The sequence below is a fragment of the Nonomuraea sp. NPDC049158 genome, assembly GCF_040648335.1.
GTDB lineage: Bacteria > Actinomycetota > Actinomycetes > Streptosporangiales > Streptosporangiaceae > Nonomuraea.
In genome coordinates this window covers 1-12,979 of the sequence record NZ_JBEZDM010000055.1, presented here as the reverse complement: position 1 = coordinate 12,979, position 12,979 = coordinate 1, and the positions used below count along the sequence as shown (strand labels likewise).

Annotated in this window: 9 protein-coding genes and 1 CRISPR repeat array; of the genes, 7 read left to right on the top strand and 2 right to left on the bottom strand. The window is 68.0% G+C overall.

What is annotated here, in order from left to right:
* The first annotated feature begins 8 nt into the window (after nucleotides 1–8).
* Nucleotides 9–1,019: a LacI family DNA-binding transcriptional regulator gene (locus AB0B61_RS53405; protein ID WP_358449295.1), complete on the top strand. Its 1,011-nt coding sequence runs from the start codon at nucleotides 9–11 to the stop codon at nucleotides 1,017–1,019.
* A gap of 499 nt (nucleotides 1,020–1,518) precedes the next feature.
* Nucleotides 1,519–4,692, top strand: a complete 3,174-nt coding sequence (locus AB0B61_RS53400) for a S8 family serine peptidase (protein ID WP_358449293.1) — start codon at nucleotides 1,519–1,521, stop codon at nucleotides 4,690–4,692.
* 434 nt (nucleotides 4,693–5,126) lie between these two features.
* A CRISPR array of direct repeats spans nucleotides 5,127–6,183; the repeat unit is 20 nt; unit sequence GGGCGGCCGAGCATCGCAAC.
* Between the two features lie 156 nt (nucleotides 6,184–6,339).
* Here the strand turns inward: AB0B61_RS53400 and AB0B61_RS53395 are convergent.
* Both AB0B61_RS53395 and AB0B61_RS53390 read right to left on the bottom strand, forming a co-directional pair.
* Nucleotides 6,340–7,239: an aminoglycoside phosphotransferase family protein gene (locus AB0B61_RS53395; RefSeq protein ID WP_358449291.1), complete on the bottom strand. Its 900-nt coding sequence runs from the start codon at nucleotides 7,237–7,239 to the stop codon at nucleotides 6,340–6,342.
* The gene (locus AB0B61_RS53390; RefSeq protein ID WP_358449289.1) at nucleotides 7,236–8,600 is read right to left on the bottom strand and encodes a hypothetical protein; all 1,365 of its coding nucleotides are present in this window, start codon (nucleotides 8,598–8,600) and stop codon (nucleotides 7,236–7,238) included. The genes AB0B61_RS53395 and AB0B61_RS53390 overlap by 4 nt, the downstream gene beginning before the upstream one ends.
* 224 nt (nucleotides 8,601–8,824) lie before the next feature.
* Here AB0B61_RS53390 and AB0B61_RS53385 point away from each other — a divergent pair, with 224 nt between their 5' ends.
* The 5 genes from AB0B61_RS53385 to AB0B61_RS53365 are packed head-to-tail and all read left to right on the top strand — an operon-like array spanning nucleotide 8,825 to nucleotide 12,768.
* Nucleotides 8,825–9,268, top strand: coding sequence for a hypothetical protein (locus tag AB0B61_RS53385; protein ID WP_358449287.1), 444 nt, complete (start codon nucleotides 8,825–8,827; stop codon nucleotides 9,266–9,268).
* Nucleotides 9,265–10,275: a thymidylate synthase gene (locus AB0B61_RS53380; RefSeq protein WP_358449285.1), complete on the top strand. Its 1,011-nt coding sequence runs from the start codon at nucleotides 9,265–9,267 to the stop codon at nucleotides 10,273–10,275. The genes AB0B61_RS53385 and AB0B61_RS53380 overlap by 4 nt, the downstream gene beginning before the upstream one ends.
* Nucleotides 10,272–10,814 carry a nucleoside-diphosphate kinase gene (locus tag AB0B61_RS53375; protein ID WP_358449283.1) on the top strand — a complete coding sequence of 181 codons (543 nt, stop codon included), beginning with the start codon at nucleotides 10,272–10,274 and terminating at the stop codon, nucleotides 10,812–10,814. The genes AB0B61_RS53380 and AB0B61_RS53375 overlap by 4 nt, the downstream gene beginning before the upstream one ends.
* Nucleotides 10,811–12,079, top strand: a complete 1,269-nt coding sequence (locus AB0B61_RS53370) for a hypothetical protein (protein WP_358449281.1) — start codon at nucleotides 10,811–10,813, stop codon at nucleotides 12,077–12,079. Before AB0B61_RS53375 ends, AB0B61_RS53370 begins: the two co-directional genes overlap by 4 nt.
* A 20-nt stretch (nucleotides 12,080–12,099) precedes the next feature.
* Entirely contained in the window at nucleotides 12,100–12,768 is a 669-nt protein-coding gene (locus AB0B61_RS53365; protein WP_358449279.1) for a 3'-5' exonuclease, read from the top strand.
* The last annotated feature ends 211 nt before the right edge of the window (nucleotides 12,769–12,979 follow it).

Genomic DNA, 12,979 nt, shown 5'->3' with positions numbered 1-12,979 from the left:
GGAGGAACATGGCCCGTCCAACGTTGCGTGACGTCGCCAAGCGGGCGAACGTCTCGATCCGCACGGTGTCCAACGTGGTCAACGGCTACGCGCCGGTCTCCGACGAGTTGCGGGCCCGGGTGCAGGTCGTGCTGGACGAGGTGGGTTACCGGCCCAACCTGATCGCCCGCAACCTCAAGCAGGGCCGTACCGGGATGATCGGTCTGGTGGTCCCCGAGCTGGACGTTCCCTACTTCGCCGAGCTGGTGCGCGAGGTGATCACCGCGGCGCGGGCGCACGGCTATGTGGTGATGGTCGACCAGACCGACGGCGACGCCGAGCGGGAGCGGGAGCTGCTGGCCCGCGACTCGCGGGCCACGATGTTCGACGGCCTGCTGCTGAGCCCGCTGGCCATCTCAGCCGAGGAGCTGCGCGGCCGGGGCAACCGGGTGCCGATCGTGCTGCTCGGCGAGCACATCTTCAACGGCAGCTTCCACCACGTCGCCATCGACAACGTCGCCGCCGCCCGTACTGCCACCGGGCACCTGCTGGAGCAGGGCCGCCGCCGCGTCGCCGCCATCGGCGACCAGCCGTACGCGACCGGCGAGACCGCGCAGCTGCGCACGTCCGGCTACCGGCAGGCGCACGCCCGGATGGGACTGGACGTCGACGAGCGGCTCATCGTCCCGACCCCGCGCTTCCACCGGCGTCTGGGCCTGGAGGCGATGGAGCGCCTGCTCGCGCTGCCCGACCCGCCCGACGCCGTCTTCTGCTACAACGACCTGCTCGCCCTCGGCGCGATGCGCGCCCTGAACAGGGCCGGGCGCCGCATCCCGGACGACGTCGCGGTGATCGGCATCGACGACATCGAGGAGGGCCAGTACAGCACGCCCAGCCTCACCACGGTCGCCCCGGACAAGGCGGAGATCGCCCGGCTGGCGGTGGGCGTCCTCATCGAGTCGATCAACGGCTCGGCGCCCACGCCGTCGGAGATCGTCGTCCCCCACCGCCTCATCGTCCGGGAGAGCACCGCTCTCTGACCGAGCGGAGTCTTTCCTAACGGGGCCGGAACGCCACAACGACATCTTCGCGGCGCAAAGCGCGGTGGACGGCCCCGGGGCTTGAGTCCCGGCATGGGTGCGGGAGATGAAAATCCAGGTCACAAGCCCTTTCAGCGGGCAGGATGGGGGCGCTCGCGGTGTTCTAACGTGGAGAGCGGGGGCAGCACCCGTCCCCGCTGACACCAGAATCCCACGGAGAACACCATGTCTATCCTGTGCTTCTTCGGCATGATCCGCCCGCCGGTTCCTGCGCCTCCGGGTCTGTCCAGTAGCGATAGCAGCGGAGCGGCGCTCGCGCGTCGTCGTCGCCGCCACCGCCGTTGAGCTCAACGCTCCACCCAAAAGACAGACGCTCGGCAGGGAAAGCCCCTCGCCGAGCGTCTCGCTGTGCTCCCCCGACGGCACCTCGGGAAGACGAATGCGCGGTTCGGCGAAGAGGAGAGGAGAAGATCATCAACCTACGTCTATGAGGTAGACCGTGAACTTAGGCAAGTCGCTCATCGCCGCTCTCGCGGCGGGAGCAATCGGCGTCACGCCGGCGTGGGCCCTGCGGGCCCCGCCTCAGCAGGGGAACGGGGTGACCCTGATCACCGGTGACCGGGTCGTGGTCACCGGGCCGGGGCACCGTGTGGAGCCCGGTCCCGGCAGGCGGACGGACTTCATGAGCCAGGTGCTCGGAGGCCACCTGTACGTGATACCCGCAGACGCCACGCCGCTGATCGCCCAGGGTGCGCTGGACCGTCGGCTGTTCGACGTCACTCAGCTCCTGGCCTGGAAGTACGGCGACGCCGACACCCCTGACATACCTGTGATCTCGCAAGGGACAGCTGGGCAGGCCGTCCTACCGCGGGGCGCCCAGCGGATCCGGCAGTTGGCCGGCCTCGGGATGAGCGTGGCGCGCGTGCCGAAGGCGAACGCCGCCCAGACCTGGAAGGACCTGACGGGCGGCGGCGCCCGCGCCCTGGCGGCGGGCCGTACCAAGCTGTGGCTGGACGGCCGCAGATCGTTCTCGCTGGACGAGAGCGTCAAGCAGATCGGTGCCCCGCAGGCGTGGCAGCAGGGCATGACGGGCAAGGACGTCACCGTCGCGGTCCTTGACTCCGGCTACGACCCCGACCATCCAGACCTGAAGGACGCGGTTCAGCAGGAGCGCAACTTCAGCGACGAACCCGACATCCGCGACTCCCTCGGCCACGGCACCCATGTCGCCTCGATCGTGGCGGGAAGGGATCAGAAGTATCGGGGCGTGGCGCCCGAGGCGAAGCTGGCCATCGGGAAGGTGGGCGGCCCCGCGGGCCCGACCGATTCGGCCATCCTCGCCGGTATGGAGTGGGCGGCCGTCGAGATCAAGGCCAAAGTCGTCAACATGAGCTTCGGCGACGTGGACGCTCCCGATCTGGACCCACTGGAGCAGGCCGTCAACACGCTTTCTGAGCGGACCGGCACGCTGTTCGTCGCGGCGGCGGGAAATGACGGCGCCCGCGGTAGGGTGCTCAGCCCCGGTAGCGCTGAGGCGGCGCTGACTGTGGGCGCGGTGGACAAAAAGGGCATCCTTGCCGAGTTCTCCAGCCCCGGGCCGCGAGTGAGTGATCACGCGATCAAACCCGAGGTGACCGCGCCGGGCGTGAACATCGTCGCCGCGGCCGCCGCGGGCACCGCCGACGGCCTCCACCGGTCGTTCAGCGGCACCTCCATGGCCAGCCCGCACGTGGCGGGAGCGGCGGCGATCCTGGCTCAGCGCCACCCGGAGTGGACGGGCGCGCAGCTCAAGGCCGCGCTGATCGGCAGCGCCGCGCCCGCTCAGGGCCCGACGCTCTATCAGCAGGGAGCCGGGCTGATCGACCTGGTACGCGCGCTGAAGCAGCAGGTCACGGTCGCGCAGGGCAACCTCTGGGCGGCCTTCCCCTGGAACGCCGCCGGTGAGCGGGTCACCACCAAAACGATCACGTACGCCAACGCGAGCGACGCTTCGGTCACCCTCGACCTGTCGGCTCAGGGCGAGGTGCTGAAGCTGCCGGCCGATCAGGTCACGGTCCCGGCCAAGGGCGAGGCCTCGGTCACGCTCACCATCGACGCCGGCGGTAAGGCACCGGGCGACTACCCGGGAACGGTCACCGCCAGGTCGGGTGAGACGGTGGTCCGCACGCTGGCCGGCGCCTACGTCGAGCCCGAGTCCTACGACGTCACGCTCACCCTCGTCGGCAAGCAGGGCCAGCCCGTCAACCCCATGCAGAGCCAGATCTACGACGCGAAGACCGGAGCCCTCCACCAGCCGGTCTTCCGGGACGGTGTGGCCAGGGTACGACTGCCCGAGGGCGACTGGAGCGTCTACACCGAGATCGCGGAGAAGGTCGACGGGAAGTGGGTCACGACGATTGCCGACCCCGCGCTGAAGATCGACGGCGGCGACCAGAAGCTGACAGTGGACGCGCGCCAGGGCAAGGCGGCCAAGATCACGCTTGACGATCCGAGCGCCGAGATTCAGCGCGGTTACGCCCTCGGGGTGACCCACGGCGCATGGAACTCCTGGTGGTCGACGAATGGCGATGTCAACAGCCAACTCTTCGTCGTTCCGAGCCGCCAGGCAGGTCTGACCTACGGCGTGGAGACCATGTGGCTCAGCAAGGACGCCTCTCCCAGCCCATACGTCTACCACATCGTCGACCACCGCACCGACGGCCTCCCCGAGGATCCTGTCCACAACTTCCGGCAGCAGGATCTGGCGAAGGTCACCGCGACCTACCGGGCCGCGGGAGCGGCGGCCACGGGCACGCCGATGTCCGGACTGCGTAACTCTGATTTCCCTGGCTCGACCTTGGGGCCGCTGGTCGGCGACATCACCCTGCCCGGCACGCTCATCCACTACCGCACCCCCGGGCTGACCTACGAGAGCGGGCTCCAGGTCGGCACCTCGCTGATGTTCGACGGCGGCAAGGCCCTGAAGCGCGGCCAGACCAGCGAGGTCTGGAACGCCGCGGTGATCGGGCCGGCGTTCCTGCTGCTGGGCGGCGACCGTACCGGCGACAAGCTGACCTTCTCGGGAGTGGGGCTGTTCTCCGACGGGGGCGCGGGCAGGACGGGGTCGGATACCGCCGCCACCGGCGTCACCACCCTCGCCAAGGACGGGCAGGTGCTGGCCACCGCCGACCTCGCCCGCTGCTGGGTCTACGAGCAGGACGGGTGCCGGCTGCGCGCCGACCTTCCCTCCGGGCGCGGTTCGTACACGCTGACCGCGTCGATGCGCAGGCAGGTCCCGCACTCGGCGCTGTCCACCGGGGTGGAGTCCGTTTGGACCTTCCCGTCCGCGACCACGGCCAAGGCGCAGCCGCTGCCGCTGACCGCGGTCCGGTACGACCCCGAGGGCCTGGACACCTCGAACCGCGCCAAGCCGGGCAGCGTGACCCGCCTGCCGATCCGGATCGAGCGCAACGCCGGGTCCGCGCCGGTGAAGGCGAAGTCGGTCCGGCTGGAGATGTCTGTCGACGACGGCGCGAACTGGCGCCAGATCCCGGTCGTCCGTACGGGCTCGGGCTGGTCCGCCATGGTGCCGAACCCGGGTGAGACCGGGTTCGTCTCGCTCCGCGCGGCGGTGACCGACGCGGACGGCATCGGCCTGACCCAGACGATCACCCGCGCCTACGCCATCGGCTGACCGGCCGGCCACACCCACCGTCCTGGCCGGGTCCGGCCGGGGCGGCTGTGTGAGAATCTCGCCGCTCTGAGGGCTCGGGGTCGGAGTCGTTTTGAAGCGTGCTCCACTGCGTTCTTTGCGGCGATACGTGGGTTGGCGATGTCGTGGGCGCTGACGATGGCCGGGTGATGTTGCTGGGTCTGGAGCGCTTTCCGTCCTCGGGGTGGCGGCGATCATGCGTTCCAGGCTCGTACTGTGGCCAGGTCCTCTGTGCAAGGGGGATGTGGGTTGGTGATACTGCTGATGGGCTTTTCTGGTTGTGTGCTTCGGAACCTGTAGTGCTCATGCGACGCGCCGGGTGTTCCGAGGGAGATATGGCCCTGTATGTTGCTTGATAGGTGAATCGTTTGTGAATGGTTTCTGGTCTTGAGAGGCGTATTGCCTGATCAGAGGCCATGGCGGTCGCCCTTCGGGGCGGCCGAGCATCGCAACTACGAGTCCGAACGCGCGGCCCACGACCTGACTCGATGGCGGTCGCCCTTCGGGGCGGCCGAGCATCGCAACGGTGGCGGCACCCCGAGCGCGGCCACGCTGTCCGTGATGGCGGTCCCCCTTCGGGGCGGCCGAGCATCGCAACATCTTCTGCTCGATCCCAGCCCGGATCTCCGCCTGCTATGGCGGTCGCCCTTCAGGGCGGCCGAGCATCGCAATGCCGACGCGGCGAAGAAGGCGCTGGAGTCCAAGGAGTGTGGTGGTCGCCCGTCGGGGCGGCCGAGCATCGCAACACGACGCCTTTGACGGAGCGCGTCACCGTCAGGGTCGTGGCGGTCGCCCTTCGGGGTGGCCGAGCATCGCAACGAGATCAGGAGGCGCTCAGCATCCATCAGAACCGTCGTGGCGTTCGCCCTTCGGGGTGGCCGAGCATCGCAACGTGGATACGCAGGTCAAGGCGCTAAAAACGTGATCGTGGCGGTCGCCCGTCGGGGCGGCCGAGCATCGCAACGGCGACTACGGGTACGGGCCCCGCACCACGCACATGTGGCGGTCTCCTTTCCGGGCGGCCGAGCATCGCAACTTGTACATGTGGGCCTCGTCCACCATCAGGTAGTCGGTGGCGGTCACCATCAGGGGTGGCCGAGCATCGCAACCCACGCCTCCGCGTCGCCCTCGGCTCGCTCGTCGACGGGTGGCGGTCGCCCTTCGGGCGGCCGAGCATCGCAACGGGCAGAACGCGCCGGGCGTGATGCACACCCAGTGCGTGGCGGTCGCCCTTCGGGGCGGCCGAGCATCGCAACGGGTAGTAGGCGCCCGTGACCAGGCCCGGCGTGAACCGTGGCGGTCGCCCTTCGGGGCGGTCGAGCATCGCAACACGACCAACATTGAATTCGGCCTCGACGTCGCGATGCGGTGGTCGCTCTTTCGGGCGGCCGAGCATCGCAACGTCAGCGTGCCACTCGCGGTGGTGACGCTGGTGGGTGGCGGTCGCCCTTCGAGGCAGCCGAGCATCGCAACTGGAGAAGCCCCGATGTCTCGTATCCAATCAGGCACGTGGCGGGCCTCCTCGCTGATGGCTGCCTCGCGCACGATCTGGTGATCGAGGTCCTATCACAGGCGTGAGAGAGATACCTGGCCACTCAGGCCCACGCCGATCATGGAAACCACGCAACGCTACGGTACGGCTGTCCAGGACCAGGGCCTTGGTCCATGCTCACCACGCAGACACGCCAACCTCAGCGTTACTTCGTCGTGCCGAGCGGGATTCTCGGTGGCGACCTGGGCAGCCATGCAGGTCATACGGAACTCTCGGATGTCCCGCAGCGTCTCGAACCCGGCCCACGAGGTGACGTCGTGCCCGTATACCCGGACGAAGGTGCCATAGTCCTCAGCGGTGATGCCGGCCAAGGTGAAAGCCTTGACAGCCGTGGAGGTCAGGTCCCATTCGGGCGGGCCGATCGAGCAGCGTTCCAGGTCGAGCAGCACAACATCGCCATCGTCTGTACTCACCACGTTGCCGATCCATGCGTCCCCATGCACGACGGTCTCCGGCAGGCCCTCGGGCAGCGCTGCGTAGCGCGCCCTCAAATCGGCCAGGCGGGCGCGCATCCAGGCCCGGTCCGACTCGTTGAGGGTGGCCGCACGATCGATCCGCTCTGCGAGTCGTACGAACGGATCCAATCGGCCGATGTCGAACTCGGTCGGTGGCGGGAGGCCGTGAAGGCGGCGCAGCGTCGTCGCGACCATCAGCGCCGTGCCGTGTCGGTGGGGTGGTAGCTCTCGCCACCAGGTGACCGCGCGGCCGCCTACCTCGATGGGCTGGTCGACATCAGGCCATGCCTGGACGGCGGGTACATGATTGGCCTCGAGCCAGCGCGCCACAGCCACTTCACGCGCGGCGGCGGCAAACTGGCCGATACGGGAGACGCGCGCGACGATGCCGCCGGGAAGCCGGTATAGGGCGTTCTCGCCGAGCCGGATCAGCTCGGCACCGGCCGGGTCGAGTCCTAAGCGGCGGCCGGCCATGTCGAGCGTGGCCCACGCGGACGCCTCGGCGTCGCTGGTCTGGGTCATGCCTGGACGGCCTCCCGGATGCGGTGTCGCAACACGGCCACCGGCGTCCGACTCTTGTGGGGGAGGGAGAACCCGGCAAGCTCCTTCATGTCGTCTTGGGCTCGACGAGAACGTACCGTCCCCGCGTCGGTGACCGCACGGCCTCCGATGGAGGCCGCTTCCTCAGGATCCCCAGTCGCCATAGTGAGGGAGGCCAGCTTGATTCCGCTGATAGCGCGAGACCGAACGTAGGCGGGGCTGTGGCCGGTCACCGCATTCGCCAGCCTCATGGAGGCCTCGCCCAAATACCTCTCGTTGGCTGCTTCGCCAACGGGCCTTCCGTCCGTTGGCTTGCCGGCGATCCTCCTGTCGATGACCAGGTCGAACAGGGCATGACCGGTGTCGCCCGAGTGCTGGGCGGCGTCGTAGTACCGCATCCATGGCTTCTCTTCGCTGGGACGGATGTGGTCGAACTCGGTGTCCGCGTCCTCGACGGCCCTCCACGCCTCCTGCGCCCGGTCCAGCTTGGCGAATGCCCGAGCCTGGGCCGAACGCAGCATGGCGCGCTCGGCTGGGGTCAACCGGTCGGCCCGCACCATCGCGAACTCCACCAGAGTCAGTCCATTGTCGGCGTCGCCGCACCAGATGGCCTGCCGCGCCATCGAGGAGAGCACCTTGGCCCGGAGATGCCAGTCGTTCGCCTCCTCCGCGCATGTGAGCGCGAGGGCGAACATCCTGCGGGCGTCCTCGTGGGCATAGGCGTCGAACGCCATGAACGCCGCCGCGTGTGCCAACCAGCCGACTGCGGAGTACAGAGGAGCATGCAGCTTGGCCGGGCAGCGGGATTGCTTCAGGAGCCCCACCGCGAAGCGCAGTTGCCCGGTGACCGCCTCGCGCACGAGACAGCCTCCGTAGGTGTGATCCCAGGTGGTGAAGACGCTGGCGATGGTCCGTAGCTCGGCGATATCGGAGGGATGTACCACCGGGGGCGGAGCGATGCTCTGGCCAGGCATGGCCAGCTCGGCGAGCGGGACAGCGGCGACTGCCCCCAGTGCGGTACGAATGAAGCCTTTCCGGTCTACTTCTGTCACGGTAACGGCCGAGTTGGTACGTCGTGATCGACTGAACCCGAGGTCCCGGTCACGTTCCGCGCCGAGAATGGTACGGAGCGCCTCTCGATAGTCGCGGTTGGGCCAGCGCACTTCGCCGCGTTCCAACTTTCCCACATACTCCTGAGTCAGGCCGCCCCGCCGGTGGTGGTTCTCGAACAACCAGGTGTTGACCAGGTCCGCCAGTTCCTGACGCGAGGCGTGCTCGCCAGGATCGGCAGGGGACGGCAATCGTTCTCGCGCCTGCTGCAACAGCAGATTGGGCTCGGCCATCGGCTGTCTCCCTCCGTCCGCATCGTCGCACAGCGGCCTGCCCGAAGCCCCGCCAAACTGACCGCGATCTGACCGTGGTCTGACTCTTGACTGCCCGACTCGCTGGTGTTCCCGCCTGAGCCGTACGAATCCAGAGTGAAAGGGAATCGTCACCGTACGTGATGGACGGTACGTGAACCTTCCGCGTCCGCTTCCATCCCCTGACATCCGCCCGAGGCATTCTGATGACCAGCAACTCTCCGCCGATCACGAGCGGCATCCAGTTCGTCCCGGACGAACTCGGATGGGCGTGGGCCGCCCACATGCAGCGCCACACCTGCGGCCAGTGGCTCGTGCTCTGGGAGCCCGGCAGCCAGCACTTTACCGCCTTCTACCTCGGCGAAACGGCCGGGGGCGGCGCCTACCGGAAGGCCAGCACCCCGCAAGGGCTGTGGGAGCGGATTCTTGCGTTCGACCCCATACGCCCTCACCTGGACTTTGAGAGCAACGAGGCTGACGACTCCTCCGCCTGGCAACTGCAGGTGGCTCTGCCGGGAACGAGAGTGCCGAGCGGGCCAGTACCAATGGCCATCGCCGCTACAGCGGTCACCCCTTCGTCCGTCCAACCGCACCCGGACCACTGTGCCGACCGCATGAGCACGGTCCGCGACCGAAGGATCCCCCGATGACACCTGAGTGCGCACAAACCTTCCATGAGGCGTACACCAGGGTGTTGCGACAGGTAACGACGAGTCCCGATCACCGGATCTCCACGCGAGGCAACGCCTCCCTGGAATCGCTCGACGTGTCCTTCCGCATCACTGACCCGACGCAGCGTGTGCCGTACCTGGCCACACGCCCGATCAACCTCGCCTACAACTGGGCCGAGGTGCTCTGGTACTGGTCCGGCCGCGCCGACCTGGACATGATCGGCTACTACGCGCCCATGATGAGGGCCAGTAGCCACGACGGCAGCACTCTCACGGGTACGGCCTACGGCCGCAGCCTGTTCACCACCGCATCTGATGGCCGAACCCAGTGGCAGCGGGTGCTGGACCTGCTGGGCAAGGACAACGACACCAAACGTGCCGTTCTGTCGATCTTCAGCCCGACGGAGCTGGTCATCGACGACAACTCCGATGTGTCCTGCACCATCGCCGCCCAGTTTCTCCTTCGCGAGAATCGACTGCACCTGACGTGCTACATGCGCGGCAACGACGCGTTCATGGGCATGCCGAGCGACGTCTTCTCCTTCACCGTCTTCCAGGAGCTGGCAGCCCACCTGCTCGGCGTTCAGGTCGGGCACTACAGCCACCACGTCGGGTCGATGCACGTCAACCTGCCCAACCGGCCCCAGGTCCGGAAGATCCTCGCAGAGGTGGGCGCGGACGGTTACCAGCCGCCGGCCCTCCGCTTCCCGGACATGCCCCCCGAAGCCTGCCTTACCTCGCTGCGCCTGCTCGCTCAGGAAGAGGTCGGGCTGCGGTCCAACACCCAGCAGCACACCGTGGAAAGCGTCGCCGAGACCGGACTGGCTCCGTACTGGCAGCAGGTCCTTCTGGTGTGGGAGGCGTACCGGCAGATCACCCACACCGACCGGCCCGTCAGCTCGTACATTCTCCAAGCGCTGGACCCGGGCTATCGCTGGCTGGTCGAGCGGCGCTGGCCGAACCGGATGCCGCAGGGAGCGGCATGATCATGCGCAGGGCCAACGGCACGAGTCTCAGACCGCCAGGCGGCTGGGACTACTGGACGGTCGTCATGTGCAAGCCCGACGCGACAGACCGCAGGCTCGTCAGGCCGATCCTCGAATGGATCGCCGGCACTGTGACCATCGTCCAGATCCGGGAAGAGGTCGTCACCGCCCAGCAGATCCTCGCGCACTACGCCGACATGCTGGAGCTGCAACATCGCTTCCCGTTCGATGTCCGTGCCGACCTCATCGACCACTACGTCGGTTCGACCGTGACGGTGGCACTCGCCCGCGGCCACACCAACGACACCGCGCAGCGCGTACGGGACCTGCTCGGCCACTATGACCCCTCCCGCGCGCCGTCCATCACGATCCGCGGCTACTACGGCGACGACAGCGCCGAGAAAGCCGCCGCCGAGGGGCGGTTCATCCGCAACCTCGTCCACACCAGCGACAACCCCACCGACGCGGCAGCCGACTTCAGGATCTGGTTCGGCGAACCGCACCGACACATCCTGGACCAGGAGACGCACACACGATGAGCAAGCCCGTCTTCATCGCCGCCGACACCATCACGGCCGGCCCCGCGAACCTGCGCCTGATGCCCGCCACCCAGCAGGCCACACTCGACCCGTACATGGCGCAGAGCATCACGAACCGTAAATCCGGGCTCAGCCTGAACCACATCATCGGCTGCCCACTGGACTGCGCGTACTGCGTTCGCCACTTCTGGGGCAACTTCGAGCAGAAGATCCCGCAACTGCTCGTTCCCACTGAGGAGGCGGTACAGAAGCTCGTCGATCACCCCGAGTTCGTGGCGGACACCACGCCTATTCAGCTGTTCAACAAGGCGACGGACCCGATGTTGCCGGGGGTGAAGCCGCATACCTTCGCCGTACTGGAGGACCTCGACCGGCGTGGCCTGACCAACTTGGTACTCGTCATCACCCGCTTCCACGTCACCGAGGCCGACATGGCGCGCCTGGAGGGCCTGAAGCACGTACGGCCGACGCTGTTGTTCACCTACTCCGGCATCCGCGACGACCGGGTGGAGCCGATCGCCAAGTCCACCACCACCGTGGATTCCATCATCACCGCGGCTCGCCACAAGCTGCGTACGAAGGTGATCCTCTACTGGAGACCGATCGTCCCGGGCTGGAACGACGATCCCGACACCATGGCGCATGTGCTGGGCGTCGCGGCCGATGCCCGGGTGGACGCGATCGTGTTCACCGGCTACTACCACAAAGAGGAGAACACGGCCTACCTTGAGACCCTGGGAGTGCCGGTGCCGTACGGCGAGAACTGGCAGCGCCGCAAAATCCTCCCTCAGGAGTTGGATACCCGCGTTGTCCAGGCGTGGCGCGACTCCGGTATCTCGGTCCCGCTGTTCCGCAAGACCTCGTGCGGTGTCACGTACGGCTGGCAGCTCCCCGACTACAACGGGCACCTCGGCGTGCCCGAACTGTGCGACATCTGCCCGCCCGAGCAGGTGGCCCGCTGCGCTGCCGCACTCATGCCGCCGACGACCGAGGAGATCCGCACCGCACTCGACTCGTTCGGATTCGACCCGAACACGCCGTTCCTGATCGAGGACGGGCACGTCCTGACCGCCAAGCTCGGCGAGCAGCGCCGCTACGCCCTTCAGCACCTGTTCGGTTTCCAGTTCTGGGAGGTCGAGCACCCGCACGTGCATGCCGCCCACGGCCGCGCCCTGGAAGGCTATGAGCTGAGCACCGAGGACCAGTCGCTGCTCGCCGGCGCTCGCGAACGGCTCGCGTCCGCCGCCCGCCACGAAGACGACTGACCCGACACCTGGAGCGCTGAATGCAAGACCAGCCGTGGACGGCCGCCGAGCTCGTCGCACTCGACCTCGAAGGCACAGGCGCGCAGGACCGCCAGAACGAGGCGATCCTGGAGATCGCGGTCGTCCCGCTGGCTGAGGGCTGCCCTGACATGGGGGCGGCCTGGCACAGCATCATCAATCCCGGCCGCTGGATCCGGCCCCGCCCCTGGATTTCGCCTGGCCTTTCCGGCGCGGCCCTCACCAACGCCCCCAACCTCGACGCGCTGCGCGGCCGCATCGCCGAGAAGCTGCATGGCCGCATCCTGGTCGGCCACAACATCGGCGTGGACTGGCGGCTCATCCAGCTGCGCCTGCCCGACATCGAGGCCGCCAGCCTGATCGACACTGCCCGCCTCGTCCGCCATCTGCGGCCGGACATCAAGCGGTGGAACCTGACCGTGCTGCTCGCCCAGTACGGACTCGAGGACCAGGTGAAGGCGTTGGTCCCGAACGGGCAGCCTCACCGGGCGCTGTGGGACACGGTGGGCGCCGCCCTGCTTCTGGCGGAGCTGGTCGGTCGGCTCCCGGACAAGGCAGACACCAGTCTGGCGACGCTCATGCGCGTCGCTGGCCTGCCGCACCAGTCCGAACGCGAGAACGACGACCAGCTCGCCCTCGACCTGCAGCCAGATGCCCGTGAGAGAGCCTGACGGCAGCGCTGCGCGATCACCCCTGCGTCAGGGTGGTTGCCCCTGAGTCGGGGACGTGTACTGGTCGCTCGATGGCGGTAAGGCGCCGCCCGGGGCGGAAGTTCGCCATCGGCCACCCAAGGCCGTTGCGTTCTCGGCTGGTGAGACTGCTGCACCCCTGGGTCGAGTGGCCGAGTAAGGGCGCCCCGGTGCGGAGACGACAAACGCGACC